The following is a 26,337-nucleotide window of genomic DNA, read 5'->3' on the forward strand; positions in this document are numbered from 1 at the left end:
TCCAAAAGAGAGGGGGGCCTAATGATAATCAATCAACTAAAAGCTCCAGCTCAATTGAGTTGGGGCTTTCTATTGAAAATTGAGCTAAAGCTTGTGCTTGTGCCGTGGCTCCCCTCTCTTTTGGAGAGGGGCTGGGGGTGAGGTTCCCTACACCTCCAGCCGCCCCAAGCACACCTGCAGGCTGTGACGCCAGTGCGGAATGGCCACACCCAGCTGCGTTTTAGCTTTGGTCTTGTCCATCACCGAATAAGTGGGCCGCGTGGCCTTGGTGGGGTATTCTGCCGTGCGAATAGGCACGGTGCGCACCGGAGTCTGGCTCAGCTCGAAGATGGCCGTAGCGAAATCGTACCACGACGTGACGCCCTCGTTGCTATAATGATAGAGGCCGAATTCCTGGCTCCCAGTTTCAATAATGGAGAGGATGCAGCCGGCCAAGTCGATGGCGTACGTGGGCGTGCCTAGCTGGTCCCAGATAATCTTGAGCTCCTCGCGCTCCCGGCCCAGCTTGAGCATGGTTTTCACGAAGTTGTTGGCGTATTCGGAGTACAGCCAGCTCGTGCGCAGGATGAAGAACTTGTTGGTGTAATCCGAGATTACCTGCTCGCCTTCCAGCTTGGTGAGGCCGTACACGCTTATGGGCGCGGCTTCGTCGGTCTCTACCAAAGGCTGGTTGCCGGTGCCAGCAAAGACGAAGTCGGTAGAAATCTGGATGAGGACGGTGCCGTACTCTCCGCACAGCTGGCTGAGGTTGGCCACGCCGTCGCGGTTGATTTTGCGGGCTAGCTCAACTTCGTCTTCGGCCTTGTCCACGGCCGTGTAGGCGGCGCAGTTGATGCAGTAGGCCGGGCGGTGCTCGGCAAAAAGCGCTGCCAGGCCGGCGGGGTTAAGGATATTGGCCTGCGCTTCGGGTAGAAACACCATGTTGGGCGTGTTCCGCTCCTGCGCTACGTGCGCCAGGCACTGCCCCAATTGGCCCGAAGCCCCAAAAACCAATATGCTACCCATGAACTATGCTGCTTTGTGTTAGAAGAATAAATGTGCCAGCGGCTACCTCTCTTCAGCAGCCCGGCGTCGGAACGAAGCACAGGGGCTTTATTCGAGCCGCAAGTTAGGGTCCACGGGCGGGCGCTTGTTCTTAATGGGCTCAAAACGCATTTCGCGGGGCTGTTTTTCGCTCAGGTATTTCCAGTAGCGCAGCGGCATGTGGCGGCGGTGCAGCTTCAGGTTTTTGCGCTCCGGAATGTTCACGTGGTCGAAATATGCCTGCCAGAGCAGCTTAAACAGCGGCTCCCGCTCGTCGAGCACGGTGGCCGATAACTGGGTGGATTTGGGCGCCTGCGTAGCCTCGAACTGCACCACGTCGGTACGGGTCAGGTCGTAGTAGAGGCCGTAGTGGCGGCGACGGTCATATATCAGCCAGCGCTGGTCGGCGTAGCGCTTGGTGAAGTGGGCGGCGATGAGCGGCAGCACGTCAAAATCGGGCTCGATGGTGGCGTGAAACAGGTCGTCGGTGGTTTTCTCGAAGCGCACAAAGGCTTCCATGCGGTGCTTTTCGCGGAACATCTGCTGGGCCAGGTGCTGCACGCGGCGCACGCTGGCATCGGCGTAGTTGGTGGAGATGTCCACGGGTGTGCGCAGGGCCAGGTCCACGTACCGGAAAATGAGCAGCTCGCGGTCGGGCTGCTCGCTCAGAAACACGTGGAACAAGCGGGTGCGCGCTTCGGCGTCCATGGTTTTCAGCAGGCCGTCCCACACGCGGGCGGCCAGCGCTTCGCTGGTTTCGATGGGCGCAGCCGGCGCAAACAGCCCACCCTGCACCGTGGCTTCGGGCTGGATGCTGTTGGGCGCGGCCTTGCCCTCGTAGATAGTGAACAGTACCGTGAGCAATCCCTCAAACGTGCCGTCGTAGGTGTAGTCGCGCGGGGCGCCAGATAGCACCGGCGCCGGCCGGCGGGCCCCGGCCGTGGGCGGAGCGGGGGCCGGCGCCGGGCGGCGCAGCGGGGTGAGGTTGGGCATCGGCAGGGGGCTATTTCAGAAAATTGAGCAGCAGCGCGTTTACTTCATCAGGCATCTCGTGCTGCACCCAGTGGCTGGAGGGCAGGTACGTAAGGCGGCCGGCATCGCACAGCTGCAGACTCTGTCGGGCCAGGTCAGCCTCCAGAAAGGCATCGTTTTCACCCCAAATGATGTGCATGGGCACTTTCACCCGGCCGGTTTTGCTGAGCCGGCCTACAAAGCGACCCGCCGCGCGGTACCAGTTTATCATGCTGCGCATGGCGCGCGGCTGGTTCCAGGCGTCGCGGTAGGCCTCTAGGTCTTGGTGGCTGAAAACGCCGTCGGCACTGGTGCGCTGCATGGCCTGGCGGGCGGCCCACCAGTTGCGGAGCCGCGCCAGGCCCTCGGGCAGCCACGGCAATTGGAAGAAAAACACGTACCAGCTTTTGGCAAACTGCCGGGGGTTGTTGCGCAGGGCCTGGGCAAGCACCTGCGGGTGGGGCACATTGAGCACCGCCGCGCGGTGGATGCGGGCCGGGTAGTGCGCCGCCAGGTACCAGGCCACGGCCGCGCCCCAGTCGTGGCCCACCACGGCGGCGGTTTGCGCGCCCGTGGCGTCCATCAGCCCAAGTACATCGGCGGCCAGCTTGTCGATGGTGTAGTCCTGCACGTGGTGGGGCTTGTCGCTTAGGTTGTAGCCGCGCTGGTCGGGCGCCCATACCCGGAAACCTGCTTGGGCCAGCGGCCCCATCTGGTAGCGCCAAGCATGCCAGCCTTCCGGGAAGCCGTGCAGCAGCAACACCAGCGGCCCGGCGGCCGGCCCGCTTTGGGCCACGTGCAGCTGCAGGCCGTTGGTGGGCACCTGCTGGTGTTCGACGGGGTAAGCCATATGCCCAATACCGGCGCCGATGCCCAGAAGTTGCGCTAAGCGGCTTGCTGGGCGTCGCCGTCGGCCATGCGTGCCATGGCCCGGGCGCGGGCATCGTCGTGCATCTGGCGCACCAGGGGCATGAGTTCGCTGATGCGGCAGCAGCACGAGAGGCGGGCTACTTTATCGGAGGCCGGGATGCGAGCGGGCTGGGGCTGGCGGTGAATAACTTTCATAACGGAGAAAAAAATGTCGTGCTGGACGCCGCCCAGGCTGCTTTTCTGCAGCGGCGAGGGGCCGTTCGAAAAAAGGAGGTCGTAGTTCATGTCGATTAAGAAGCCTGGGCGAATAAGTCGAGCTGCTGCGTGACCAGGGCCGAGCGCACCGAGCCGGCGCCGAACAGAATCTGGCGGCGCACCTGCTGCTCGCTCAACTCGCCGATGATGGGCTGGTGCTCGCCCTGGCAGGTAAGGAAGTATTTGGCCCGCTTGAGCACCACGCCCAGCTGGCGCAGGGTTTCCATGTTGAGGGTGGTGAAGCGGCGGGCGGCCACGATTTTTTTGGCCGAGCGCGCGCCCACGCCGGGAATGCGCAGTATCATTTCGTACTCGGCCGTGTTCACGTCCACCGGAAAAACGTGGCGGTTGCGCAGGGCCCAGGCCAGCTTGGGGTCAATCTCGAGGTCGAGGTGCGGGTGGGCCGGGTCGAGGATTTCGTCGGCGTGGAAGCCGTAGAAGCGCATCAGCCAGTCGGTCTGGTACAGGCGGTGCTCCCGGATAACGGGCGGCTGCGTCACCTGCGGCAGGCGGGCGTCGTCAGTCACGGGGATATAGCCGGAGTAGTACACGCGCTTCAGCCCGTAGCCCTGGTAGAGCGAGTCGGTGAGATTGATGATTTGCAGGTCCGTTTCGGCGCTGGCGCCCACAATGAGCTGCGTCGTCTGGCCGGCCGTAGCGAAAGAAGGCACCTTCTTGAACAGCGCCTTCTCCTCCTTATTCTGGGCAATACCGTCACGAATCTGGCCCATGGGGGTCAGGATTTCCTGGTAGTTCTTCTCGGGCGCCAGCGTAGTGAGGGCCAGCTCCGAAGGCAGCTCAATATTTACGCTCAGGCGGTCGGCGTACAGGCCGGCTTCCTGAATCAATTCCTCCGAAGCGCCCGGAATGGTTTTGACGTGGATGTAGCCGTTGAACTTGTGCTCGGTGCGCAGCTTCTTCACGATGCGCACCAACCGTTCCATGGTGTAGTCGGGGCTCGAGAAAATGCCGGAGCTCAGAAACAGCCCTTCGATGTAGTTGCGACGGTAGAAGTTGATGGTGAGGTCCACCACTTCGTCCACGGTGAAGGCGGCGCGTTTCACGTCGTTGGAGCGGCGCGACACGCAGTAGGCGCAGTCGAAAATGCAGTGGTTGGTAAGCAGAATCTTGAGCAAGCTCACGCAGCGGCCGTCTTCGGTATAGCTGTGGCAGATGCCCATGCCCTCAGCATTGCCGAGGCCCTTGTTCTCGTTTTTGCGCTTGCCACCGCTGCTGCTGCACGAAGCATCATACTTCGCGGCATCAGCTAATATGCTTAGTTTCTCTTGAATGCGCTCGTTCATGAGGAATGGCTGGCTTTTCGCCTTAAAAGTAGTTAAAAGCGGCCATATAGACGCAAAGTGTTAAGCTAATTTTTTTGGTAATAGTTTCTTTTTCTTGAAAAAGAAATGCTAGCCCAATGCTGATTTTTTAGCAAAGAAGTGGCGTGCACATGCTGGCCCCGGCTCCTTTTCGTAATTTGCAGCGTTGCGCCCCATTATGAGCTTTCGCGGTTGTGTCCTGTTGGTCTTTGTTTGGCTTGGCCTGGGCGCCCGGGCGGCCCAGGCGCAGACGTTTGACCCGCGCTCGGCCGTGCCGCCCGACTCCCTCAAGGCCAGCGAGGAAATCCTGCCCCACCGCGCCGACTCCCTTCGCCAGCGCTTCGACGAAGAGCGGGTCATCAACCGCCTGAAAGCTTACTCGCGCCGCAAAACCATTGCGGGCCGCGCCGTTTCGGCGCTGTTCAACTTCACCCAACGCAAGCAAGAACAGGCCGGCCTCGACGCCGTGCTGCTGGACCGGCAGTTCGACCGCCACAACTTCAAAATCGTGCGGCGCGTCGACATCCGCACCCTGGACGCCTTCGGCTACAGCCTCACCGACTCGACCAAGGTGCCGCGCACGTTCTGGGAAAAGTCGGGCAACACGCTCCACATCAAGACCGCCCGCTCCCGGGTGCGGCAGGTGCTGCTGTTTCGGCCGGGCCAGCCGCTGGAGCCCCAGGCCCTGGCCGAATCGGAACGCCTGCTGCGCCAAACGCCCGAAATTCTGGACGCGCGCGTGCTGGTTAACGAAGCCACCACCACCCGCGACAGCGTCGACATTGAGGTGCTCACCACCGACGTGTTCAGCATCACGGCCGGCTATGAGTTGGGCTCGCCCACGTCGGGCCTCATCACCTTCGGCGACGAGAACTTTCTCGGCCAGGGCCACCAGCTCCAGAACGCCTACCGCTACGGGCGCGGCCTGAGCACCGAAAACCACGAACAGCCCCAGCAATGGTCGTACGATGGCAGCTACACGGCCCCGTTCCGCAACTTTGTGTACGCCCAGGCCCGCTACCGCAACGAGTACAACTACCGCTCGGGCGGGGTGTCGGTGCAGCGCGACTTCTACTCGCCCCGGGCCCGGTACGCGGGGGCGCTCAACCTGAACAGCATCAGCCAGAACATCGCCTTCACCGCCCCACCCCCGGGCGAGCCCTACCGCTACCACCCGCTGCGCTACACCGTGCAGGATGCCTGGGTGGGCCGGGCCCTGCGCCTGCGCTCCTACGACCTGGGCTACGAAAACCCCGGCCGCGTGATTCTCTCGGCCCGGGTGTACCACACCGCCTACAGCACCATCCCCCAGCCCGACCCCGACCTGGTGCTGCAAAACCCGCCCAACTTCCGCAACGGCACGCTGCTGCTGGGAACGGTGGGCTACTCCGTGCGCCGCTACTATAAGGACCGGTACCTATTCGGCTTTGGCCGCACCGAAGACGTACCCACCGGCACGCTGCTGAGCTTCACGGCCGGCTACGACCTCAACAGCGTGGTGCCGCGCCGCTACGTGGACGTGCGCCTGGCAGCGGCCGGATTCAGCACGGGCAGCGGCTACTTATACGCTGCCGCCGACCTAGGCTCGTACCAGCTGCTGAAAGACCACAAGTGGGAACAAGGCCTGCTGTCCACCGAATTCACCTCGTTTACCAAGCTCTACCACTTCGGCAACTGGCAGTACCGGCACTTTCTGAGCAGCCGGGCCACCGTAGGCTTCAACCGCCGGCCGGGCGAGTTCCTACAGGGCATCACCAACGAGCGCGGCTTGCGCGGCTTCTCGCCGGGGCAGCCCATTGCGGCCACCAGCCGCTTTGTGGTCAACTACGAAACCACGCTGTTTACGCCGCTCTCGCTGCTGGGCTTCCGGCTTGCGGGTATTGCCTTTGCCGATGCGGCCTGGGTGAGCGACCGGCCCCGGGGCGGCTCGCCCTTCAGCGGCGTGCCCTATACTGGCTTTGGGCTGGGCCTGCGCTTCCGCAACGAGTTCACGGCCCTACGCACCTTCCAGCTGCTGATTGGCTACTACCCGCGCGGCCTGAACTCGGCCACCGGCGTGCGCTTGTTCGAGACCTCGCGCGAAACCGTCACCTTCACCGACTTTGGGTTGGGCCAGCCCGGCACGGGGCAGTACCAGTAAAGGCAGCATACCGAAATAAAAACGGGGTAGAGGCCCCACGCTCGTTGCCAAGCGTGGGGCCTCTACTGGGGCCTCTACCCCGTCTGGAGTTCTCTTAGAAAGCGCCTTCTACCGCTCCGTATTGAAGGAGATGGGCACAGTGCAAGCCACGCGCACGGGCTGGCCGTTTACGCGGCCGGGCTCCCAGGCGGGCATCAGCCACACCAGGCGCAGAGCCTCGTCGTTGAGGCCGTTGCCGGGACCACGCACCACGTGCGCATCCTGCACTTTGCCCTCGGCATTCAGTACGAAGTTGACGTACACCTTGCCGGAAATGTGGCGCTGCATCGCCTGGGCGGGGTAGCGAATCGACTTGGTCAGATAAGCAGTGAAGGCTTTGTCGCCACCCACAAATTGGGGCCGCACCTCGGGGTTGATGTACACCGAATCGGGGTACACGGCGGGCTGCATTGCCGTCATGGGCACAGCCAGGGTAGCTGGTGTGGCCGCCGGGGTGGCCGCCGGAGTTGCCACTTTGGAGCTTACCTGAGCCAAGGTCTGCCCTTTGGCCGCCACCCCAGATAAGGCGATGAAAGCTAGAAATGCATGGAAGCGTAAAGATTGAAGCATGCTAGTAGAGGTTTAGGTTAAGAATCAAAAGCAAGTCAGAAAATCATTCTATGAATTAACAACGAATTTCTCCAGAAGCTGGATTTAAGCAAATTGTCTTTTCAGTGGAATAGCGAAATAGTAAGATAGAATATGTGGATAAGGTTACAGATTGCATTTGGCTTCAAATGGATGCAATTGATGATGCAATATATAACTCTTGCCCTCACATTTCAATATTATCTTTTTGTACCTTTTGCACTTATCCCATTTTCGTAATTGCTATATTTCAACGGTTTTATTGCATATTTCCATAAACAATCACGAAATACTTGACCAGGGCCAAGCAATGGAATACTTTTGTCATCGTTAATCGACGATAAACGAAATAACTCCCATGGCAGCCCACAAGCGCGAACAGTTCACCGAAGCCGAACAGCAAATCGCCGTTATCGCCAAAGCCCTGGGGCACCCGGCGCGGGTGGCCATCCTGCAACTGCTGGCCCAGCGGCAGTCGTGCGTGTGCGGCGAGCTGGTGCTGGAGCTGCCCATCTCCCAAAGCACCGTCTCGCAGCACCTCAAAGAGTTGAAAACGGCCGGCTTGGTGCAGGGCGAAGTCGACGGCCCGCGCGTGTGCTACTGCATCGACCGGGCCGGCTGGGACCGCGCCCGCCAGCTCCTCGGCAACCTGCTGGCCGAGTTGCCGCTGCCTGCGGCCGGCTGCGCCTGCTAGAATTCTCCCTCCCCTTTCCTCCTTTCATCTTATTCCTTACACGTCATGGAAGTTTCTGTTTTTCCCCGCATGCACGTCTCGCTCTACGTGTCTGACCTGACCGCCACGGTCAACTTTTACACGGCCTTCTTCGGACAGCCGGCTACCAAGATTAAGCGCGGCTACGCCAAGTACGTGCTCGACAAGCCTTCGCTGATTATCTCCTTCGTAGAAAACCCCGACCGCGTGCAAAGCCACTTCGGCCACTTGGGCTTCCAGGTAGAAACGGTGGAGGAACTGGACGAGCGCCTGGCCGTGGCCCGCAAGGCCGGCCTGGTGAGCCGCGAGGAAATAGGCACCAGCTGCTGCTACGCCAAGCAGGACAAGTTCTGGGTGAACGACCCCGACGGCGTGGAGTGGGAAGTGTACTACTTCCACGCCGACGCCGAGTTCAACGACCCGCGCTACCAGGACGAGTACGACGCGGCCAGTGATAGCAGCCAATGCTGCATTGCGCCTGCCAAGCAAACCGCCCCAGCTGCAGAGGAAGTGCTGACGACTGCGCCCATGCCCTTCACGCTGGTAGAGGCCACGCCCGCTACGGCTACCACGTGCACGCCCGGTGGAGGCTGCTGCTAACAGTTAATAATCGTCTGCTCGACGTCCATCAAGTGTCTGTCATGCTGACGAAGGAAGCATCTTATCACGTCCGGACGACTCGTTCCTCGGTGAGAAGATGCTTCCTTCGTCAGCATGACAGAGGATTTGCAGGACAAAAGACGCGGGCGAGACACCTCATTAGTAAGGCAAACACCAATCACCTTTCAGCTCAATTCACCCATGAAAATCCTGCCCATGACTGCTGTCCACTGGCCTGCCGTGCGCACTATTTATGCCGAAGGCATGGCCACGGGCAATGCCACCTTCGCCACCGAGCCGCCCACTTGGGAGGAGTGGAACGCCAGCCACCTGCCCACCTGTCGGCTGGTAGCCGTGGCCGAAACTGAGCCGGAAACGGTATTGGGCTGGGCGGCCCTCACCCCCGTTTCGGGGCGCTGCGTGTATGCGGGCGTAGGCGAAGTGAGCGTGTACGTTGCCGATGGCGCCCGCGGGCAGGGCGTGGGCCGGGCCCTGCTGGCGGCACTGGTAAAGGAGTCGGAACTAAACGGCCTGTGGACGCTGCAGGCCGGCATTTTCCCGGAAAATGGTGCCAGCGTGCACTTGCACGAGGCCAACGGCTTCCGGCAAGTGGGCCGGCGCGAGCGGATTGGGCAGCTCCACGGACAGTGGCGCGATACCCTGCTGCTCGAGCGCCGCAGCGCGGTGGTGGGCGCGGCCCCGCTCGCTTCGTGAAGCCCTCGCTGCGCCATAGTCTGCTAGCCGAGGCCTTGGGCACGGCCGTGCTACTGGCTTTCGGTACCGGGGCCGCCGTCGTGAACGAGCAGACCCACGCTCTGGGTCACGGCGGCGTGGCAGCGGCGTTTGGGCTGGTGGTGCTGGTGCTCATTCAGAGCCTGGGCGCCGTTAGCGGCGCGCACGTCAACCCGGCTGTGACCGTTGCCTTCTGGGCGGCCGGGCGCTTTCCGGGTGCGCGGGTGCTACCGTACGTGGGCGCCCAGCTGGTGGGCGCGCTGGCGGGCAGCGGCCTAGTGAAGCTGCTGGCCACCGAAGGCTCTACCCTGGGCGCCACCCTGCCGGCCCACGGCCCCGGCCAGGCCTTTGGGATAGAACTGGCCCTCACCTTCTGGCTGATGCTTGTGATTCTGCGCGTCACGGCTGGCGCTAAAGAAGAGGGTTTGCTGGCGGGCCTCGCCATCGCGGCCACCGTGGGGCTCGAAGCCTTGGTGGCTGGGCCCCTCACCGGCGCTTCCATGAACCCGGCCCGCTCCTTGGCACCGGCATTGGTTAGCGGACACCTCGCCTATGCCTGGCTGTACGTGGTGGCCCCGCTGGCGGGGGCGCTGCTGGCCGTGGCCTTCGACCGATTATTGCAACTCAAACCATCTCTCGACACCCGTTCGACCCCATGACCAGCTTCCTTTTTGTGTGCATCGAAAACGCTAACCGTAGCCAGATGGCCCAGGCTTTTGCCACCCTGCACGGGGGCGGGCAGGTAGCGGCTTACAGCGCCGGCTCGCGGCCGTCCGGGGTTATCAACCCCAAAGCCATTGCGGCCATGGCCGAGTTGGGCTACGACCTGAACGCCCACGCCAGCAAATCTCTCGACGAGGTACGCGACCAGGAGTTCGACTACGTGGTGACCATGGGCTGCGGCGACGCCTGCCCGTTCATTGCGGCCAAGCACCGCCTCGACTGGCAGATACCCGACCCCAAGCACCTGGAGCCGGCCGAATTTCGCCAGGTGCGCGACCTGATTGAGCGGCAGGTGCTCGACCTCCTGGCTCAGGCCGGCGTACAACCGGTGCCGCAGGCCCGCTAGCCCACCGCCTGAAGTTGGGCTCGTTGGGCTGCGCCAATCTGCCGCATGGCTTTCCGTGCCGTAGCCCCGACCTTTGCCCTCCACCTAATTACTTTTTACCCGATGGCCAGCCTCCTCCTCGGCGATTACAACGACCTCGAAGTAGCCCGCGAAACCAGCGTCGGCCTGTACCTGACTTCCGACGACGGCGACCTGCTGCTGCCCAATAAGTACGTGGAGCCCGGCACCCGCGTGGGCGACATCGTGCGCGTATTCGTGTACCGCGACTCCGAAGACCGCCTCATTGCCACCAACCTGCGGCCGCTGGCCCTGGTGAATTCCTTTGCCGCGCTCACCGTGCGCGACCACGGCCCGGCCGGCGCGTTCCTGGAGTGGGGCCTCGAAAAAGACCTGCTCCTGCCCTTCCGCAACCAGCGGCGCGACCTGCGCACCGGCGAGCGCGTGGTGGTGTACGTGTACCTCGACGAGGAAAGCGACCGGCTGGTGGCTTCCACCAAGTGGAAGCAATTCCTGAGCAACGAGCCCTTCCCCGGCGAGCCCGGCGACGCCGTGCGCCTGCTCGTGGCCGACGAAACGGAGTTGGGCTACCCTGTCATCGTGAACGGCACCCACCAGGGCCTGCTGTTTCACAACGAAGTGTTCCGGCCCCTGCGCCTGGGCGAGCAGCTGCCCGGCTTCCTGCGCCAGGTGCGCGCCGATGGCAAGCTCGACGTGCGCCTGCAAAAAGAGGGCTACGGCGAAGTAGAATCGGCCACGGACACGCTGCTCAAAGCCATTCAGGCCGCCCCCGGCGGCCGCCTGCCCCTCGGCGACAAAAGCCTGGCCGAAGACGTGTACCGCCGCGTGGGCATGAGCAAAAAGGTATTTAAGAAAGCTCTGGGCGCCCTTTTCCGCCAGGGCCTGGTGCTCCTGGAGCCGGAAGCGACTCAGCTGAAATAGAACAAAGAAGCTCCCCTCCTTACCAAGGAGGGGATGTTCGCGCTTTAGCGCGGACGGGGGTGGTTGTGGGCATTGAACGATGGCAGAACATTAGCTAAAGGAACCGATTTACCAGGCCCGTCAACTCTGCGCCTGATTAGTCGTTCTTAGCAAGTCGTTTGGGTGTCGTTCAACGGCTCAACCACCCCCGTTGCCGCTGAAGCGGCAACATCCCCTCCTTAGCTTCGCTGACCTTCGGTTGGTAAGGAGGGGAGTTTTTCGTTCTGCACTCTGCTTCTTATGCGCAAAACAGCTTTACTCGCCGGGGCCACGGGCCTTATTGGTTCGCACTTATTGCCGCTGCTGCTGGAATCGGAGCGCTACGCCAAGGTAATTGTGGTGGGGCGCAAACCGCTGCCACTGCAGCATCCCAAGCTGACGCAGGTGGTGACCGACTTAGACAAGCTGCAGGACGTGCGCCTGCAGCTCATTGCCGACGACGTGTTTTGCTGCCTGGGCACCACCATGAAGCAGGCCGGCTCGAAGGAGGCCTTCTACAAAGTGGATTTCCTGTACGTGGTGACGCTGGCGGCGCTCACGGCAGGCAATTTCGCGGCGCAGTTCATGGTGGTATCCAGCCTCGGGGCCGACCCCGAATCGCGGGTGTACTACAGCCGCGTGAAGGGCGAAATGGAGGAAGCAGTGCGCCAGGTGCCGTTCCGGGCCATCCACATTTTCCGGCCGTCGCTGCTGCTGGGCGAGCGGCCGCAGCCCCGCCTTGGCGAGCGGCTGGGGGCCGTGGTGTTGCGGGTATTGAGCCCCTTGCTGCGCGGCCCGCTGCAGAAATACCGCCCCGTAACCGCGGATGCTGTGGCTGCGGCCATGCTGCACGCGGCCGAAGACGATGGCGGCGGCGTGCGGGTGCATTTGTCCGACGAAATAGCGGCAGAAGCCCGGGCAACGCAGAAAGTTTAGCGCGAAAGGCTTAGTTTTGTCCAAATACTAGTCCATTACCATTCAGCTTTACATGAAAAACATACAGTTCAGGTTTCTTTTCCTCCTGCTCCTCCTGCCGGGCTTCCTGGCCCAGGCCCAATCCAAAAAGAAAAGCAGTGGCGGCGGTGGCAGCAGCAATTCGGGGTATAACACCGGCATTGGCCTGCGCGGCGGCGGCTACTCTTCGGGACTTACCATCAAACACTTCCTGAGCGGCAAGAACGGGGTAGCCATCGAAGGTTTGCTCACGACAGAGTACAAAGCCCGCGGTGCCCGCCTCACGGTGCTGGGCGAAAAGCATATCGGCGTTCCGGACGCCAAAGGCCTGCAGTTCTACTACGGCGCCGGCTTCCACGCTGGAGCTTACCAGGGCCGCTACTACTTCGCCGATGACCGGTACTACTACAAGGGCCACGGCAACAACTACTACCTCGTGCACGGCGACTACCGCTACGACGAAGCAACGTACGTAGCCTTCGGCGCCGACCTGATTCTGGGCCTGGAATACAAGCTGCAGGACCTGCCGTTCGTAGTAGGCGTTGACTACAAGCCCTTCTTCGACGTCTTCAACGGCTACACCGGCTTTTATAACGACGCCGCCATCAGCCTGCGCTACACGTTCTAGCCTAACTCTAGCTTCCGCGCTGTCATGCAGCGCGCCGTCTGTCATGCTGACGAAGGAAGCATCTTCTCAGGCTAGAACGAATCATTCAGCGGCGATTAGGTGCTTCGCAGGCTCAGCAGGACAGACGCCAGCACAACTTGATGTTCTATTCAGCATGACAGCCGATTTGAAACGAAGCAATGTTCGTTGAGCCAAAACAACAAAAAGCCCCGCCAGACTCTGGCGGGGCTTTTTGTTGAATATTAGCAACAGATAATATACTATTGCAGCCGGCCACTCAGCCCAAGTGACCTTTATCTGTTTCGGCCTGCTCCTCATGAATATTGCTCCGGCCCTGTTTTACGCGCTCTGCATTCTGCTGCCGGTGGTGGCTACCGGCGTGGCCCTGGTGGCAGGTGGGCCATGGCGGCGCCTGTACGTACTCGGAAGCCGGCTTTTGCTGGGCACGCTCATGCTGGGCGGCGGGCTCTACAAGCTCTCCGACAACCATATCACCGGGCTGATGGGCCCGCCCATGAACCACGCGTTTCTGGCCAAGTACAGCCTCGAAATCTTTGCCCAATTTATCGGGGTGGCGCAGCTGCTGATTGGGCTGTTGCTGCTCTCGGGCCGGTTTGCGCTGCTGGGGGCGGTGCTGTTGGTGCCCATGTGGCTCAATATTATATTCCTCACCTGGTCGCAACACTGGGTGGGCACGCCTTTTCTCACCACCGGCTTTCTGGTGCTCAACCTGGGCCTGCTGCTGCACGACTACCCGCGGCTGAAGTGGCTGTTTTACCCGCCCGCCGATGCGCCGGCCCTGCACGCCCAGCGCCTGCAAACCGCCCCGCTGCCCGTGGAGCTGCTGTGGTGGCTGGGGGCCGGCGTTGTGGTTATCGGCAGCCTCTCTACCCCGTTTCATTGCGCACCATGACCAGCACCATGCTGCTCAGCGCGGCCCTGCTGCTGGGGGCCACCGCCTGGCACTACTTCCTGAAACGCCAGCAGCGGGTGCGGCAGTAGAACCCCCAGCTGGGCTGCAGAAATAACCCGAAACTATCTGTAGCTTACTGCCCCAAGCCCCTGGCCTGGCAGCAGGCTAGTGGCAACCCTCCAACCCTAAAAAGACTCGACGTGGCGCATGTAATTCCGATACTCCGAATTTTTGACTACGACAAAGCCCGGGAGTTTTACATGACGTGGCTCGGCTTCCGGATAGAGTGGGAGCACCGGCCGGAAGGCAGCCCAGCCTACCTGCAAATTGCGCGCGGCGACATCACGCTGCACCTTTCGGAGCACTCCGGCGACTGCTCTCCGGGGGCCCGGGTATTCATCGATGATTTCCAGGAATTGTATGCCTTTCACCGCCAACTGGAGGTAAAAGATTACAAGTACAACAAGCCCAGCATTGTGACGCCTTCCTACGACCCGACGGCCATGGAAATGACCGTCACCGACCCGTTTAGCAACCGCCTCACTTTCGTGGAGCGCCAGTAGCCCGCCCGCTCACAGCCCCATTTCCTGCGAGTGCCGCAGCGCGTCGCGGCTGTGCTTGAAGTAGCAGGTCTCCACGCCGGCTTGCTTGATTTGGGCCAGGGCGGCTTCGGCGGCGGGGCGGCCGGCGGCGTGCACCTGCCGCAGGTACACCACCCGGATGCGGGCGGGAAAGTGCTTCACCACTTCGGCGTAGATGCCCGGGTCCTGCTGGGAGTCGTCGCCGAGCAGGCCGAAGCGCTGGCCGGGGCAGGCCTCGAGAATGCGCACGATGCGGTCGAGCTTGGTGGCGTGCTTGTTTTGGCCGGTGTGCCGCAGCTGGCTCAGGCGCTTGAGCTGGCTGAGCTGGAACACGCCCTTGGGCAGGTGGTTGTGGGCCGTAAACTCCAGAATGAAATCGTAGAGGTTCCATTCGCTGCTTGAGACGTAGAAAAAGGCATTGGGCCGCTCGGGAGTGGCGGGGCCGGCCTGGGCCAGCCACTGGTAGTGGGCTGCCACGTCGGCGAAGGGCGCGCGGCTGCGGGCATTGCGGCTCAGCAGCACCCACAGCCGCTGCCAGCGCGTGGCCGAGTGCGATACCAGAAAGGTGTCGTCGATGTCGGAAATAAAGGCGAGGGGTGTTTCGTAGGGCACGTGCACCTCGGTGGTGGCATGGGCCAGCGGGGTACCGGTGCCGATGTCGAGCAGCTCGGCGGTGGCCGGGTGCCAGCCGGCCGGCAGCGGCGTGGGTAGCGGTATTTCCAGGCGGAAGAAGCCGTCGGCGTCGGTGCGGGCGCCGGCGGTGTGGCCGGCCACGGTCACGCGCACGGGCACCTCGGCCCAGGGCCGCACCAGAAACAGGCGGAGCAGGCCCCAAGCGTTGGCCCAGAAATTGGGCCGGTAGCGGGTGCGCGGCAGCGGGCTTTGCCGGAAGGCGTGCCCCTGCACCACCACGCAGCCGGGGCTGCCGAAGCCGCGGTACAGCTTGAGTGTGGGCCGCCGGGTCAGGCGGAGCCGGGCCAGGAGTTTTTCGGTCATCGGGGAGGGATGTTCGGCTGCGAGGTCAGAAAAACCGTTACGGCGAAAAAGATGAGTTAGATGGATTTTGCGGGAATTAACCGTAACCTCAACTCAACTTGCGCCCCGCCACTTCCCCGCCGCCCATGCCCTCCCCTTCGTCCCTGTGCTTTCTGTTCGTCGTGAATCCCGCTTCCGGCAGCGCGGAGAAGACCGATTGGGCCACCACCATCGCCGACTACTTTGTGCCCCTGCCCCATACCGCTGAGGTGCTCACCCTTACCGGCCACGACGACGGCCCCGCCTTGCAGGCCCGCATCGCCAGCCAGCACCCCGACCGCCTGGTGGCCGTGGGCGGCGATGGCACCGTGAAAATTGTGGCCGCCGAAGCCATTACCGCCAACCTGCCCCTGGCCGTGCTGCCCGCGGGCTCCGCCAACGGCATGGCCAAGGAGCTGAACCTGCCCGCCGACCCCACCGAGGCGCTGCGCATCGCCGTGCACGGCACCGAAAAAGCCGTGGATGTGCTCTACCTCAACGGCACCGACCTCTGCCTGCACCTGAGCGACATCGGCCTGAACGCCCAGCTCGTGCGCTATGCCCAAAACCAGAACTGGCGCGGCATGCTGGGCTACGCGCGGGCCGCGTTCTGGTCGCTGCTGCGGCGGCGCCTGATGCGGGTGCGCATTCAGTGCGACCACGAGCAGGTGGAGCGCACCGCGTTTATGGTGGTGCTGGCCAATGCCCGCGTGTACGGCACGGGCGCCACCATCAACCCCAACGGCGATGTGTCCGACGGCCGGTTTGAGGTGGTGGTGCTGCGCCGCCTGGTGGGCCGCGAGCTGCTGAAGATGTTCTGGCGCTTCCAGCCCTTCAACCCGGCCGCAGTGGAAATATTCAGTACCACCACCGTGAGCCTGGAAATCACCCGCCCCGTCGACTTCCAGGTAGACGGCGAGTACCGGGGCAAAACCACCCGCGTCGACGTGGAAATCCGGCCGGGTGCGCTGCGCGTGCTGGTGCCTGATTCGGTGGCCTAGTCGCGCCTCACGCCCATGCGCTCCACGGTTTCGCCCTCGAAGTCGAATTCGATGAGGATGGCCGGCTCGGTGCCTACCACCCAGCCGTCGTGGCCGGGCGCGATAGCCACGGCCTGCGGCGCCACAAACCGCTCAATGGTGCCATCGGCGTACTGAATATCGATTTCGCCGCTGGCCAGGAAACCCACGTGGGCGTGCATGCACAGCGGGGTACCCACAATGTCCTTCAGGTTGCTGGACCAGCGAAAGCCTTTGGGGTACACAATGCGCTTGACGCGGGCATTGCCGGTTTTCACCACATCGACTTGCACACCACCTACTTCGCGGCGCACGGCCCCCTTCATCGGGGCAAGGAGGGTTGTTGTATCCATGCCCTAACCTACAAATTAAAAACCAGTTAGCCCAATTCAATTTTGCCGCGTTGGCTTCAATAACGCCGGAGAATGGACCGGCGTTATTGAATTGCGTGCGCCTGGGTTGAGCTACTTTTTGGCCGTTGGAGCCAAAGGCGCAGCCACCACCACGGTATTGGCTGGCAACGGAATTTCGCGGGCGGTTTCAAATTGGCCCGGCTCGGTGGCGGTTTCTTCCACCCGGCGCTGCACCACGCGCAGGCGGTGGCCGTCCACGCTCAGCACGGCCAGGTCGGAGCTGGTGCCCGATGAGGCGTGGTAGCTGCGGAAGCCCATGAGCATGCCGCCGGGAAAGCCGGCGAGCTTAGCCTTGGTGGCGTCCACCACATCGGGCAGGGCCGCAAACTTGCCCAGGTCAATGTCGATAGGCTTGGCGCCCTGCAGCACGAGGTGGGCGCTGGTTTTGGGGTGGTTGGGGTCGTCGGGATTCGGCGCGGGCTTGAATTTGAACGACATTTTCAGCGTCTCGGCCTCGCGGAGCGCGGGGGCGGCAGTGGCCGGCGCTGCCGCTACGCCATCGGCAGCCGGCGCAGTATCAGCGGCAATGGCCGAATCGGGACGAGCGGTTTCCGCGGGGGTTACGGCAGGCGCCTGGGCCGTGGGGGCCGCCGCGGCAGGAGCAGAAGTAACGGGAGCAGTTTGGTTGCAGCCCGCCAGCAGCAGGGCGGCGCACAGGGGCAAATACAATTGTTTCATGCAAGAAATCAAGCAGGAACCCAACGCGGGTTTAGTTGCCGTAAGATTAAGCAAAATTGAGCAGCTAGCGCCTGCTGTCGTCCGCATTTTGGGGCCTGGCAGTGCGCGTAGCCAGCAGCCCCAGCAGCGGGCCGGGCGCCAGCAGTAAAAACAGGTAGCGCGCATCCGCGTGCCCTTGCAGCGCCGCGAAGCTCTGCAGGCTGACAATGGTGAGGGCAAACCCCAAACAGGTAACCAGCGTGAGGGCCGTGCCCGTGGCGGTAGCCGGCGCTCGCTGCGCCACCAATGCCGAAAACTGCGGCGAATCGGCCACCACGGCCATGCCCCACACCAGCACCGCCACCCCAAATGCGGGCCGCGGCAATGCCAGCAGCAGCGGGCTGAGCAGGCAGCAGGCGCCCGATACCGCCAGCGCCGCCCGGGCCGTGCGCAGGCTGCCGAACCGCTGGGCCAGGTAGCCGCCCGCCACGCAGGCCGGCGCCCCGGCCGCAATCAGCCCAAAAGCCCAGCCGGGGCCAAATGGGCCCGACTCGGGGTGCAGCCGTGCGTGCGTGACCAGGAGCATCGGCACAAAAGCCCAAAACGTGTACAGCTCCCACATGTGCCCAAAGTAGCCCAACGCCGCCCGCCGAAACGGCCGCTCCCGGAATACTTGCCACGCCGTGCCCAGCTGCAGCCGCGCCCCGGGCCGCCGGTACGGCCCGTTGGGCACCAAGGCCCACAGCAGCACGCCACCCGCCAGCGCCAGGCCGGAGGTAGCCAGCACCACGGCTTTCCATTCCACGTCGGCGGCCAGCAACCGCAGCAGGTGGGGCAGCGCGGTGCCCAGCACCAGCGCTCCCACCAGGTAGCCCAAAGCCCGGCCCAGCCCCCTTTCGTAGTAATCGGCGGCTATTTTCATGCCCACCGGGTAGATGCCGGCCAGGCACAGGCCGGTGGCAAAGCGCAGCCCCAGCACCACCACGGGCGTGGGCCCCGGCAGCAGCAGCCCCGCGTTGGTCAGGCTGCCGGCTACGGCACAGAGCAAAAACAGGCGGGCCGGCGCCACCCTATCGGCCAGCCGGAGCAGGCCAAACACCAGCGTGCCCACAATAAACCCTAGCTGCACCGCCGATACCATCTCGCCCAGCGACGCGCTTCTCAGCCAGGCATCGGGCAGCAGGTCCGGCAGCAAATCGGGCAGTACGGCGTTGCCCGCAAACCAAAGCGAGGTGCAGGCAAACTGCGCAAACACAATGATGGGCAGCACCCACCGCGGCCGATGATAAGTGGGAGCTGGTGAAAGAGCAATGTCGGAAGCCAAAACGGAAAGTTGCGGGCTGAAATTGAGCCAAACGTACGCCAAAACCAGCAGCCCTGTCCTACCCAGGCATATAGTCCCATGCCTCAGCCCAGTACCCAGGCCTGCCGGGCACAAAAAAGCCCTGCTACTTCGTAACAGGGCTTTTTTCAACTCATCGAGAGAAACCCAGCCTTCTACCAGCGGCGACCGTAGTGGTGGCCCCGCGAACCGTAGTAAGGCCGGGGTGCGTAGTAGATGCGAGGCGCGTAATAGGGGGCTGGCACTATTACCACAGGGGGCGGTGGCACGGCATACACTACCGCCGTGCGCGGCGGGAAGTAGCGGGGGCCGTAGTAAGCGCGCGGTGGTGGGCTGTAGTAGCCACCCCGCACTATCACCTGGGCCCGGGCCGGGCTAGAGGCCACCAGCGGCCCAGCAAGCAGCAAGGCTAGCAGCAACAGAAACGAACGGGTTTTCATTGGATAAAGCAGGCTAAGTCAAACACTGGGTATTTTACTGACTTCGACAAGTCGCCGTTGCCCAGGTTTAATGTCCCGAGCGACGGCCAGCAGAAATGCCTAGCGGAGTCGTTGCCTGCCGGGGGAACCTCACCCCCGCCCCTCTCCATAAGAGAGGGGAGCCACACAACAAGCTTTTAGCTCAATTCCTAAAAAGAAAGCCCCAACTCAAAATTGAGCTGGGGCTTTCTTTTTAGAGTTAGGCTCCCCTCTCTTTTGGAGAGGGGCCGGGGGTGAGGTCCCCCGCTCGCCGCCTTACTTCTTGCGGTACTCGGCGTTCAGGTAAGTCAGCACCGGGGCGGTGATGTCGAGGTCCTTCCGGCCGTAGGCAATGGTGCCACTGGGAGCGGCAATCAGTATCATCTTGTAGCCGTGGGTTTTGCCATAAGCTTCTACTTTCTTATTCACGCTCTCGAGCACGCTCTGGGTGAGCTTGGCTTCTTCTTCCTGGGCCTGGGCCTGCAGTTGCTGCTGCTTCTGGCCTACTTCCTGCTGCTGGGCCTGGAGGCGCTGCTCGGAGGCGGCGCGCTGCTCGGGGCTAAGAGTTGGTGCCTGCTTCTGGTAGGCCTCCACCGCAGATTTGAAGCTGGTGAGCATGCCTTGGTTCTGGCGCTCCCAATTACGGGCTTTGCCCTCAAAGGCTTTGCGTGCATCCTTCATGCCCTGGTAGCCATCGAGCATTTTGCTGGACTCCACGTAAACGATTTTTTCCTCGGTGCCGGGAGCGGGAGCCGCTGCGGTGGCCTCAGTGGTGGTGCTGGTGGTTTTGGCAGCGGTGGTATCGGCCGTGTTTAGCACGGGCGATGCCATGACGGCGGTGGATTTGTCGGTGGCAATGGCCGGGGCGGCCACGCGGCTGCTGAAATGCAGGAAATACAAAGCGGCCACAGCCAGCAGTAGCACGATGTTAATGGTTGTCTGAACGGGGTTTTTCATGGAAACAACAAGTGAATAATTTGTAAAAGTAAGCTGCCGGCCTGAGCTAACACTAACTAGGGCGTGTTCTCAGTTAATAGGGTAACTTGGGGAATGAACGCAGACCGGACATTACTGACGGATTCGATGTGGGCGGAGTTGTCGCCTTTGTTGCCGGGCCAGGCCAATTGCCGCGGCACGACGGCGCGCGACACGCGCGGCTTTGTGGAAGCGGTGCTCTGGCTGGGGCGCACGGGCGTGGGCTGGCGGGACCTGCCGCCGCATTTGGGGCACTGGCACCGGGTGTACGTGCGCTTTGCCCGCTGGCGCGACAGCGGCGTGTGGGAGCGGGTGGCGAACTGGCTTATCGCCCACAACCGCCGCATCCCCCACGCCCGCCAGCGCCAGGTGCAACTCGATTCGACCAGCATCCGCGTGCACCAGCACGCGGCCGGCGCCGCCAAAAAAAAGGCGCGCAGGCCATCGGCCGCAGCCGGGGCGGGCGCACCAGCAAGCTGCACCTGAGCTGCGACGGGGCCGGCAACGTGCTCAATTGGTTGCTCACCCCGGGACAGGCCGGTGATTGCCCGCAGGCGGCGTGGCTGCTGGCCCCGCACCTGGCCCCGGCTTGCGAAGTGGTGGCCGACACGGCTTACGACAGCGACGCCTTGCGCGGGCTGATTGCCGCGGCGGGCGCGCTGGCCGTTATTCCGCCTACGCCGAGGCGGCGCCACGTCCCCCATTTTGACCCCTGCGCCTACGCCAAGCGCCACCATATCGAGCAAACCGTGAACAAGCTAAAACAGCACCGGCGCTTGGCCACCCGATACGACAAATTGGACGCCTCTTTTCAGGCGTTCATCTGTGCCCGCATCATGACCCTCTATCTTAACTGAGAACACCCCCTAGCCCAATCCGGTCCAATTACCGCGCACCGGCACTTATTGCGCGTTCGGTCTTCTGGGTCGGCGCGGTACGCGGCAAAGTCCGGCAAATCGGTGGCGCGCAGGTAGCGCAGCCGCACCCGTCCGGCAGACAAGGAAAAGTCCATGGCGGGCCGCTGCACTTATTCGGGCACCGCAATGTGGAGCAGCGCGTCGCCCTGGTTCACCACCGGCATGTGGTTCAGCCCAATAACGTAGCCGCTCACCGGCGACTCCAGCCGCACGGCCTGCTGCCCATATGGGTCGGCTACGGAGCCGTATACCTGCCCTTTCTCCAGGTACTGGCCGTTTTCGACGTGGGCCCGAAACAGCCCGGCAAACCGGGCCCGCAGCCACGTATGCCGCCGGCAGACAATGCCGGGCCGCGACGGCGGCGGGGCGGCGGGAGCCATGCCCAGGTGGTGCAGCACGCGCAGCGTACCAGCCAGCGCCTCTTCAATTCCGGTCTCATCGAGCCGCAGGCTTTCGCCGGTTTCGTACACGATGATGCGCTTGCCCAAGCGGTGGGCTGCCTCGCGCAAGGAGCCCGGCCGCAGGGCCGCGTGCAGCGTAAACGGAGCCGCGAAAGCCCCCGCCATGGCGTCCACCTCGGGGTCGACGCCCAGCAGGCAGCGTACCTGCGGGAAGTTGGCGCGCGCCGCGCCGCCGGTATGAAAATCGATGCCGTAGTCAATCAGGGGCATGATTTCGCGCATGAAGCGGTGGGCCACCCGCCCGGCCAGCGACCCGCGCGGAAACCCCGGAAACGAGCGGTTCACGTCCTTGCCATCGGGCACGTCGCGGCTGAAATTCAGAAACCCGTAGATGTTGAGAATGGGGATGGCAATGATGCTGCCCCGCAGCGGCTGCAGCAGCTCACGCCGCACCAGCCGCCGAATGGTTTCGATGCCGTTGACCTCGTCGCCGTGCATGCCGCCCATGAGCAGCAGCGTGGGGCCGGGCTCGGTGGACCGCATCACGTGCACCGGCACGTCAATCACCGTGCCCGAGGGCAGCTTCGAAATCACCAGCCGCGTGAGCACCTGCTCGCCGGGGTGAATGGTGAGGCCGTTGAGGTGAAACGAGGAAGCAGCGTGGGGCACGGGAAACCGGATTTCTGCAAATAACGGCAAAATACCGGGCCCTGGACTTACTGGTAATACAGCCGGCGGCTGGGCGTGACGCCCCAGTAGTAAAGCAACTCCGCATTGTAGGCCGACTGCCGGAAATCGGTAATCGGCAGCCAGCCCAGCACGGTGCAGTCGGCGGGCAGGCGCACCACGCCGGCTGGCGCGGCGGCGAGTTGCGCCAGGGCCTGCCGTTCGCAGGCGTTGCCGTCGCGCAGCCACAGGCGGCGGTCGGCGTTGATGAAGATGAACGAAAGCACGCACACCGCCCCCACGTACCAGCGGCGGGACCGCGCCGGCAGCTGCTGCAGCAAATACACCGTGGAAAGCGCGTACGCAAAGAGCAAGCCCAGCAGCACGGGCAAAATGGAGTCGTTGCGCAGGATATACGGGCGGTACGGGCGGTAGCCGCCCAGGGGCAGCAGCGCGATGTACACCACCGCAAACAGCCCCACCCAGCGCAGCACCTGCCGCACCCGCCGGCCCTCTGCCGATGCCAGCGTAAAGCGCCGCACCAGCCAGCCATTGCTCAGCACAAACGCCACCAGCAAGGGCAGGCCTAGCTGGCTGGTGAGCTCATTAAAAATGCCCTGCGGCACTCGCTGGTACAGCTCCCACAAGGTGGAGGGATGCGCGTTTTCGGCGTTGTTGCGGCCAATGAACAGGGAGTAGGCACACAGCCCGGCAAAAATTCCCAGCAGCCCCATGGCCTGCCCCGACAGCCAGGCGGGGCCGCCCGGCCCCTCTCCTTTTTGCCGCTGCCACTGCTGCCCGAGCCAGTGCACGCCGATGCCCAGAAACAGCACCGCCGCGGCCGCCGGCACCACCGGGCCGTTGAAGGCCAGCACCACCGCCAGCCCCAGCCACGCCACTACCGGCCGCCACCCCAGCCGCATAGGCTGCTGGCAGCACGCCACCCGGTAAAACGGCAGCAGCAGCACCAGCAGCAGCGCCACCGGAAACTCATAAAAGAAGCTATAGGTGAGCGAGCGGGACACAATGCCCATTTGCCCGTTGAAGCCGGCCGTTTGGAACAATGGCACCAGCAGCGCCACGGCCAGCCACCACCCGTGGCGGCCCCAGGTGCCAGGACTGCCCAGGCGCACGTAGGCGGCCAGCAGCGCCAGCAGCAGCACGTGCACGCCGGTTTTGAACAAGGCACCGGCCAGGTAAATGCTGTCGATGGGCGAGGCCACGGCGTGCAGCCAGCGGGGCACATGGCGCAGGTAGCCCACCATCGCGGCGTGGGCAAAAAACCGGTTCGGGGCCGCGTAAACGGCATTTTGGCTGAGCACGGCCCAGCCAAACGGGTCGTGCAGCACGGGACGGTACCAGGCGCTGGGCACCACGATGGCCGCCAGGTCGCCGTCGAGGGGCTGCTGGCAGTACTGCCCAAACGTAAAAATTGTATCCAGCCCCGCAAACAGCGCCAGCAAAACCACCAGGTATCGTTTGTTCATAAAGCGTGGCACGGCCCGGGCGGGGCTATGGTGCGGGCGGCGGGGCGGGCTGGGAGTCGCCGTCCATTTCGGGCGTGAGCAGGGCGGCGCGTTTGTGTTTTTTGAGAGCCAGTGCCGCCGTGAAATCGATGATGCGGCCGGCAATATCCAGCTTGGTGGCTTTCTCGATGCCCTCCAGGCCCGGCGAGGAGTTTACTTCCAGCACCAGCGGGCCGCGCTTGCTCTGCAGCATGTCCACGCCGGCCACGCTCAGCCCCAGAGCCTTGGCGGCGAGCAGGGCGGCAGCCTTCTCGGCGCGGCTCAACTTCACCAGCGTGCCCACGCCGCCGCGGTGCAGGTTCGAGCGGAACTCGCCTTCCTGACCCTGGCGCTTCATGGCACCTACTACTTCGCCGTCGACCACGAACGCCCGCAGGTCGGCGCCTTTGCTTTCGGCAATGAATTCCTGCACAATGATGCGGGCCTTGAGGTTGTGAAACGCCTCAATCACGGATTGAGCTGCTTTTTCCGACTCGGCCAGCACCACGCCCAGGCCCTGGGTGCCTTCCAGCAGCTTGATGATGACCGGGGCCCCGCCCACCTGCTTCACCATGGCCGGCACGTCGTCCGAGTTGTTGGTGAAGGCGGTTTTGGGCATGCCCACGCCGGCCCGGCTCAGAATCTGCATCGAGCGCAGCTTGTCGCGCGAGCGCACAATGGCCTGGCTTTCGACGGCGGTGCGCACCTTCATCATCTCAAATTGCCGCACCACGGCCGTGCCGTAGAACGTGACCGAAGCCCCGATGCGCGGGATAATGGCGTCGAATCCCTCCAGGCTTTCGCCGTGGTAGAGGATGCCCGGCCGCCCTTTTTCCAGCACGAGGTTGCACCGCATGTGGTCGATGACCACGGCGTGGTGCCCACGCACGGCGGCGGCTTCTACCAGCCGTTGGGTGGAGTAGGATTTGGGTTCCCGCGAGAGAATAGCCAGTTTCACGATGCAGGGGCGGTGGTGAGGAGAGAAGGGTAACGGATGCCAAACTACGGCCGAAAAGATTTTCAGGGCCGCGTACGCCGGGAAGCTGCCCTAACCTGTGCTTTGTAAGAAAGGTTGCGTCGGGCCACGTCCACCACGAAGCGTCCTTCCCGCAACAGGCTGCGACCCAGCAAGACAGGATATTTCATATCGGACCGGTCGGAGAGCGAAAACTCGGCCGTAAAAAGTTTGCCGTAGAGTTTCACCACCGCCTGAATAACGTACCGCTCCTGCACCTCGCCGTTGGAAGAGCGGATGTCGCGCAGAGCAAACTCGGCAAAGGCCAGCGGCTGGCCGTTCACGCCGGGGTGCTCGGGGTCGAGCAGCTGCACGTGCAGCACGGGCCGGCCGCTGGCGTCGGGCTCGATGCGAATGTCGCTGCAGTGAATGGCGCTGGTGTAGGCACCCGTGTCCACCTTGGCTTCGATGGCCGTGAGGGCGAAGTCGGGGAAATCAATCAACTCGCGACGACCGAGGACGCGCTTGGGAGGACGGAGGCTGGCCATAGGAACGCCTAAGATGCACACAAAGCGCCAACTGCTGCCCTTATAGCCGCCTCCGGCTAGGCTCAGGACACGATGTTGGTATTAGAAACCAGGTACAGCGGCCGCTGGCGCACGTTGGCCGACAGCCGGGCAATGTACTCGCCAATAATGCCCACGGCAATGAGCTGCACCCCGCCCAAAAACAGGATGCTAATCATCAGCGAGGCCCAGCCCGGCTGGTAGTCGTGGGTCACAAAGCGCGAATACAGCGTGTAGAGCATCACCAGAAATGCCACGCCCGACACCACGAACCCGCCCAGCGTGGCGGCCTTCAGCGGAGCATCGGAGAAGCCCGTGATGCCGTCCAGGGCCAGGCGAATCATCTTGCGGTAGGTGTAGCCGGTTTCGCCGCCTGCGCGCTCGGCGCGGTCGTACTCCACAAAGGTTTGCCGGTAGCCTATCCACGAAATCTGGCCCCGCAAAAACTTGTTTTGCTCCGGCATCAGCTTCAGGCCCTCTACCACCTTGCGCGAGATGATGCGGAAGTCGCCGGTATCGACGGGGATGGAAATGTGGGTGATGCTGGCCAGCAGCCGGTAAAACAGCCGGGCCGTGAATTTCTTGGCCACGCTCTCGCCCTGCCGCGAGCGGCGCTTGGCGTACACCACCTCAAAGCCTGTCTGCAGCTTCTCGTACAAGCCCGGAATCAGCTCGGGCGGGTCCTGCAGGTCGGCGTCGATGATGACCACGGCGTTGCCCTTGGCCACGTCCAGGCCCGCCGTCACGGCAATCTGGTGCCCAAAATTTCGGCTCAAGTCGATGTAGCCCACCTGCGGGTCGTGGGCGGCCAGCTCCAACAACAGGTTCAGTGACCGGTCGTGCGAGCCGTCATTGATAAAGATTAGCTCGTAGCTCACCTTCATGCCCTCCAGCACGCCCTTTACGCGGTTGTGCAGGGTGGCAATATTGGCTTCTTCGTTGTAGATGGGGATGACAACCGATATATCCACAGGCAAGGGCTAAATGAGGGCGCGGGCGCAATTGGGGAGCCAAAAGTACTGACCCCAGCCCAAGCCCCGCCATTGGCCCCCGCC

General features: G+C 63.1%; 29 protein-coding genes and 1 pseudogene. 13 read left to right on the plus strand and 17 right to left on the minus strand.

The features are described 5' to 3' along the window. Positions 1-147: 147 nt before the first annotated feature. The 5 genes from rfbD to AUC43_RS00575 form a co-directional block, all read right to left on the minus strand. Entirely contained in the window at positions 148-1,005 is an 858-nt protein-coding gene (gene rfbD, locus AUC43_RS00555; protein ID WP_068188410.1) for a dTDP-4-dehydrorhamnose reductase, read from the minus strand. Positions 1,006-1,092: 87 nt separating this feature from the next. Further along, positions 1,093-2,016: a TIGR03915 family putative DNA repair protein gene (locus AUC43_RS00560; RefSeq protein WP_071885780.1), complete on the minus strand. Its 924-nt coding sequence runs from the start codon at positions 2,014-2,016 to the stop codon at positions 1,093-1,095. A gap of 10 nt (positions 2,017-2,026) precedes the next feature. Continuing rightward, positions 2,027-2,884 (minus strand): alpha/beta fold hydrolase, encoded by an 858-nt coding sequence (locus tag AUC43_RS00565; protein WP_068188413.1) that lies wholly within the window; start codon positions 2,882-2,884, stop codon positions 2,027-2,029. A gap of 35 nt (positions 2,885-2,919) precedes the next feature. Then, positions 2,920-3,189 (minus strand): hypothetical protein, encoded by a 270-nt coding sequence (locus tag AUC43_RS00570; protein WP_068188416.1) that lies wholly within the window; start codon positions 3,187-3,189, stop codon positions 2,920-2,922. A gap of 5 nt (positions 3,190-3,194) precedes the next feature. Beyond that, positions 3,195-4,463, minus strand: coding sequence for a putative DNA modification/repair radical SAM protein (locus AUC43_RS00575; protein WP_068188419.1), 1,269 nt, complete (start codon positions 4,461-4,463; stop codon positions 3,195-3,197). Between the two features lie 196 nt (positions 4,464-4,659). Between AUC43_RS00575 and AUC43_RS00580 the strand changes: the two genes are divergently transcribed. Continuing rightward, on the plus strand, positions 4,660-6,621 hold the full coding sequence (locus tag AUC43_RS00580) for a BamA/TamA family outer membrane protein (RefSeq protein ID WP_157780862.1): 1,962 nt from the start codon (positions 4,660-4,662) through the stop codon (positions 6,619-6,621). Positions 6,622-6,729: 108 nt separating this feature from the next. Here AUC43_RS00580 and AUC43_RS00585 read toward each other — a convergent pair whose 3' ends face one another. After that, entirely contained in the window at positions 6,730-7,230 is a 501-nt protein-coding gene (locus AUC43_RS00585) for an energy transducer TonB (protein ID WP_082684817.1), read from the minus strand. A gap of 376 nt (positions 7,231-7,606) precedes the next feature. On the opposite strand from AUC43_RS00585, the gene AUC43_RS00590 reads away from it, so the two are divergent. From AUC43_RS00590 to AUC43_RS00635, 10 genes are all read left to right on the plus strand, one after another. Beyond that, the gene (locus tag AUC43_RS00590; protein ID WP_068188430.1) at positions 7,607-7,942 is read left to right on the plus strand and encodes an ArsR/SmtB family transcription factor; all 336 of its coding nucleotides are present in this window, start codon (positions 7,607-7,609) and stop codon (positions 7,940-7,942) included. A 45-nt stretch (positions 7,943-7,987) separates the two neighbouring features. Further along, entirely contained in the window at positions 7,988-8,560 is a 573-nt protein-coding gene (locus AUC43_RS00595) for an ArsI/CadI family heavy metal resistance metalloenzyme (protein ID WP_082684818.1), read from the plus strand. 201 nt (positions 8,561-8,761) lie between these two features. Continuing rightward, on the plus strand, positions 8,762-9,274 hold the full coding sequence (locus tag AUC43_RS00600; RefSeq protein WP_068188435.1) for a GNAT family N-acetyltransferase: 513 nt from the start codon (positions 8,762-8,764) through the stop codon (positions 9,272-9,274). Next, positions 9,271-9,951 (plus strand): MIP/aquaporin family protein, encoded by a 681-nt coding sequence (locus tag AUC43_RS00605; protein WP_199243487.1) that lies wholly within the window; start codon positions 9,271-9,273, stop codon positions 9,949-9,951. Before AUC43_RS00600 ends, AUC43_RS00605 begins: the two co-directional genes overlap by 4 nt. Further along, on the plus strand, positions 9,948-10,361 hold the full coding sequence (locus AUC43_RS00610) for an arsenate reductase ArsC (RefSeq protein ID WP_068188438.1): 414 nt from the start codon (positions 9,948-9,950) through the stop codon (positions 10,359-10,361). Before AUC43_RS00605 ends, AUC43_RS00610 begins: the two co-directional genes overlap by 4 nt. A gap of 102 nt (positions 10,362-10,463) precedes the next feature. Continuing rightward, complete coding sequence (locus tag AUC43_RS00615) at positions 10,464-11,300, plus strand: CvfB family protein (RefSeq protein WP_068188440.1); 837 nt, start codon at positions 10,464-10,466, stop codon at positions 11,298-11,300. A 279-nt stretch (positions 11,301-11,579) separates the two neighbouring features. Then, positions 11,580-12,254, plus strand: a complete 675-nt coding sequence (locus AUC43_RS00620; RefSeq protein ID WP_068188443.1) for an NAD-dependent epimerase/dehydratase family protein — start codon at positions 11,580-11,582, stop codon at positions 12,252-12,254. A 52-nt stretch (positions 12,255-12,306) separates the two neighbouring features. Further along, positions 12,307-12,900, plus strand: coding sequence for a hypothetical protein (locus tag AUC43_RS00625; RefSeq protein WP_068188447.1), 594 nt, complete (start codon positions 12,307-12,309; stop codon positions 12,898-12,900). 316 nt (positions 12,901-13,216) lie between these two features. After that, positions 13,217-13,813: a DoxX family membrane protein gene (locus AUC43_RS00630; protein WP_068188450.1), complete on the plus strand. Its 597-nt coding sequence runs from the start codon at positions 13,217-13,219 to the stop codon at positions 13,811-13,813. Positions 13,814-13,962: 149 nt separating this feature from the next. After that, positions 13,963-14,376 (plus strand): glyoxalase superfamily protein, encoded by a 414-nt coding sequence (locus AUC43_RS00635; protein WP_257721732.1) that lies wholly within the window; start codon positions 13,963-13,965, stop codon positions 14,374-14,376. A gap of 9 nt (positions 14,377-14,385) precedes the next feature. Here AUC43_RS00635 and AUC43_RS00640 read toward each other — a convergent pair whose 3' ends face one another. Continuing rightward, positions 14,386-15,390 carry an App1 family protein gene (locus AUC43_RS00640; protein ID WP_068188455.1) on the minus strand — a complete coding sequence of 335 codons (1,005 nt, stop codon included), beginning with the start codon at positions 15,388-15,390 and terminating at the stop codon, positions 14,386-14,388. 125 nt (positions 15,391-15,515) lie between these two features. On the opposite strand from AUC43_RS00640, the gene AUC43_RS00645 reads away from it, so the two are divergent. Beyond that, positions 15,516-16,409 (plus strand): diacylglycerol/lipid kinase family protein, encoded by an 894-nt coding sequence (locus tag AUC43_RS00645; RefSeq protein ID WP_233254070.1) that lies wholly within the window; start codon positions 15,516-15,518, stop codon positions 16,407-16,409. On the opposite strand, the gene AUC43_RS00650 is transcribed toward AUC43_RS00645, so the two are convergent. The 5 genes from AUC43_RS00650 to AUC43_RS00670 all read right to left on the minus strand — a co-directional run bounded on the left by AUC43_RS00650 (position 16,406) and on the right by AUC43_RS00670 (position 20,254). Beyond that, positions 16,406-16,780, minus strand: a complete 375-nt coding sequence (locus AUC43_RS00650; protein ID WP_068188457.1) for a cupin domain-containing protein — start codon at positions 16,778-16,780, stop codon at positions 16,406-16,408. The genes AUC43_RS00645 and AUC43_RS00650 overlap by 4 nt on opposite strands. Positions 16,781-16,891: 111 nt before the next feature. Further along, complete coding sequence (locus AUC43_RS00655; protein ID WP_068188461.1) at positions 16,892-17,518, minus strand: hypothetical protein; 627 nt, start codon at positions 17,516-17,518, stop codon at positions 16,892-16,894. Positions 17,519-17,582: 64 nt separating this feature from the next. Further along, a complete protein-coding gene (locus tag AUC43_RS00660) occupies positions 17,583-18,821 on the minus strand; it encodes an MFS transporter (RefSeq protein ID WP_233254071.1) in 1,239 nt (412 codons plus the stop codon). A gap of 173 nt (positions 18,822-18,994) precedes the next feature. After that, on the minus strand, positions 18,995-19,279 hold the full coding sequence (locus AUC43_RS00665; protein WP_068188468.1) for a hypothetical protein: 285 nt from the start codon (positions 19,277-19,279) through the stop codon (positions 18,995-18,997). Between the two features lie 294 nt (positions 19,280-19,573). After that, a complete protein-coding gene (locus AUC43_RS00670; protein ID WP_068188470.1) occupies positions 19,574-20,254 on the minus strand; it encodes an OmpH/Skp family outer membrane protein in 681 nt (226 codons plus the stop codon). A 126-nt stretch (positions 20,255-20,380) separates the two neighbouring features. Between AUC43_RS00670 and AUC43_RS19915 the strand changes: the two are divergent. Further along, a pseudogene (locus AUC43_RS19915) lies at positions 20,381-21,129 on the plus strand (IS5 family transposase). Positions 21,130-21,299: 170 nt separating this feature from the next. On the opposite strand, the gene AUC43_RS00685 reads toward AUC43_RS19915, so the two are convergent. From AUC43_RS00685 to AUC43_RS00705, 5 genes are all read right to left on the minus strand, one after another. Continuing rightward, positions 21,300-22,259 carry a succinylglutamate desuccinylase/aspartoacylase family protein gene (locus AUC43_RS00685; protein WP_068188484.1) on the minus strand — a complete coding sequence of 320 codons (960 nt, stop codon included), beginning with the start codon at positions 22,257-22,259 and terminating at the stop codon, positions 21,300-21,302. Positions 22,260-22,306: 47 nt separating this feature from the next. After that, positions 22,307-23,743, minus strand: a complete 1,437-nt coding sequence (locus AUC43_RS00690) for a hypothetical protein (protein WP_068188488.1) — start codon at positions 23,741-23,743, stop codon at positions 22,307-22,309. Between the two features lie 25 nt (positions 23,744-23,768). Then, positions 23,769-24,719 (minus strand): 30S ribosomal protein S6--L-glutamate ligase, encoded by a 951-nt coding sequence (gene rimK / locus AUC43_RS00695; protein WP_082684819.1) that lies wholly within the window; start codon positions 24,717-24,719, stop codon positions 23,769-23,771. A gap of 62 nt (positions 24,720-24,781) precedes the next feature. Then, positions 24,782-25,264, minus strand: a complete 483-nt coding sequence (locus AUC43_RS00700; protein WP_068188492.1) for an ATP-dependent zinc protease family protein — start codon at positions 25,262-25,264, stop codon at positions 24,782-24,784. 62 nt (positions 25,265-25,326) lie between these two features. Continuing rightward, a complete protein-coding gene (locus AUC43_RS00705; RefSeq protein WP_068188495.1) occupies positions 25,327-26,253 on the minus strand; it encodes a glycosyltransferase family 2 protein in 927 nt (308 codons plus the stop codon). Between the last annotated feature and the right edge of the window lie 84 nt (positions 26,254-26,337).

It is taken from the genome of Hymenobacter sedentarius, from assembly GCF_001507645.1.
GTDB classification, from domain to species: Bacteria; Bacteroidota; Bacteroidia; order Cytophagales; family Hymenobacteraceae; genus Hymenobacter; species Hymenobacter sedentarius.

Excerpts from the sequence above, each read along its gene's own strand:
- rfbD (WP_068188410.1), bottom strand. The coding sequence starts at position 1,005 with ATGGGTAGCATATTGGTTTTTGGGGCTTCGGGCCAATTGGGGCAGTGC.
- AUC43_RS00560 (WP_071885780.1), bottom strand. The coding sequence starts at position 2,016 with ATGCCCAACCTCACCCCGCTGCGCCGCCCGGCGCCGGCCCCCGCTCCG.
- AUC43_RS00565 (WP_068188413.1), bottom strand. The coding sequence starts at position 2,884 with ATGGCTTACCCCGTCGAACACCAGCAGGTGCCCACCAACGGCCTGCAG.
- AUC43_RS00570 (WP_068188416.1), bottom strand. The coding sequence starts at position 3,189 with ATGAACTACGACCTCCTTTTTTCGAACGGCCCCTCGCCGCTGCAGAAA.
- AUC43_RS00575 (WP_068188419.1), bottom strand. The coding sequence starts at position 4,463 with ATGAACGAGCGCATTCAAGAGAAACTAAGCATATTAGCTGATGCCGCG.
- AUC43_RS00580 (WP_157780862.1), top strand. The coding sequence starts at position 4,660 with ATGAGCTTTCGCGGTTGTGTCCTGTTGGTCTTTGTTTGGCTTGGCCTG.
- AUC43_RS00585 (WP_082684817.1), bottom strand. The coding sequence starts at position 7,230 with ATGCTTCAATCTTTACGCTTCCATGCATTTCTAGCTTTCATCGCCTTA.
- AUC43_RS00590 (WP_068188430.1), top strand. The coding sequence starts at position 7,607 with ATGGCAGCCCACAAGCGCGAACAGTTCACCGAAGCCGAACAGCAAATC.
- AUC43_RS00595 (WP_082684818.1), top strand. The coding sequence starts at position 7,988 with ATGGAAGTTTCTGTTTTTCCCCGCATGCACGTCTCGCTCTACGTGTCT.
- AUC43_RS00600 (WP_068188435.1), top strand. The coding sequence starts at position 8,762 with ATGAAAATCCTGCCCATGACTGCTGTCCACTGGCCTGCCGTGCGCACT.
- AUC43_RS00610 (WP_068188438.1), top strand. The coding sequence starts at position 9,948 with ATGACCAGCTTCCTTTTTGTGTGCATCGAAAACGCTAACCGTAGCCAG.
- AUC43_RS00615 (WP_068188440.1), top strand. The coding sequence starts at position 10,464 with ATGGCCAGCCTCCTCCTCGGCGATTACAACGACCTCGAAGTAGCCCGC.
- AUC43_RS00620 (WP_068188443.1), top strand. The coding sequence starts at position 11,580 with ATGCGCAAAACAGCTTTACTCGCCGGGGCCACGGGCCTTATTGGTTCG.
- AUC43_RS00625 (WP_068188447.1), top strand. The coding sequence starts at position 12,307 with ATGAAAAACATACAGTTCAGGTTTCTTTTCCTCCTGCTCCTCCTGCCG.
- AUC43_RS00630 (WP_068188450.1), top strand. The coding sequence starts at position 13,217 with ATGAATATTGCTCCGGCCCTGTTTTACGCGCTCTGCATTCTGCTGCCG.
- AUC43_RS00640 (WP_068188455.1), bottom strand. The coding sequence starts at position 15,390 with ATGACCGAAAAACTCCTGGCCCGGCTCCGCCTGACCCGGCGGCCCACA.
- AUC43_RS00645 (WP_233254070.1), top strand. The coding sequence starts at position 15,516 with ATGCCCTCCCCTTCGTCCCTGTGCTTTCTGTTCGTCGTGAATCCCGCT.
- AUC43_RS00650 (WP_068188457.1), bottom strand. The coding sequence starts at position 16,780 with ATGGATACAACAACCCTCCTTGCCCCGATGAAGGGGGCCGTGCGCCGC.
- AUC43_RS00655 (WP_068188461.1), bottom strand. The coding sequence starts at position 17,518 with ATGAAACAATTGTATTTGCCCCTGTGCGCCGCCCTGCTGCTGGCGGGC.
- AUC43_RS00665 (WP_068188468.1), bottom strand. The coding sequence starts at position 19,279 with ATGAAAACCCGTTCGTTTCTGTTGCTGCTAGCCTTGCTGCTTGCTGGG.
- AUC43_RS00670 (WP_068188470.1), bottom strand. The coding sequence starts at position 20,254 with ATGAAAAACCCCGTTCAGACAACCATTAACATCGTGCTACTGCTGGCT.
- AUC43_RS00690 (WP_068188488.1), bottom strand. The coding sequence starts at position 23,743 with ATGAACAAACGATACCTGGTGGTTTTGCTGGCGCTGTTTGCGGGGCTG.
- AUC43_RS00700 (WP_068188492.1), bottom strand. The coding sequence starts at position 25,264 with ATGGCCAGCCTCCGTCCTCCCAAGCGCGTCCTCGGTCGTCGCGAGTTG.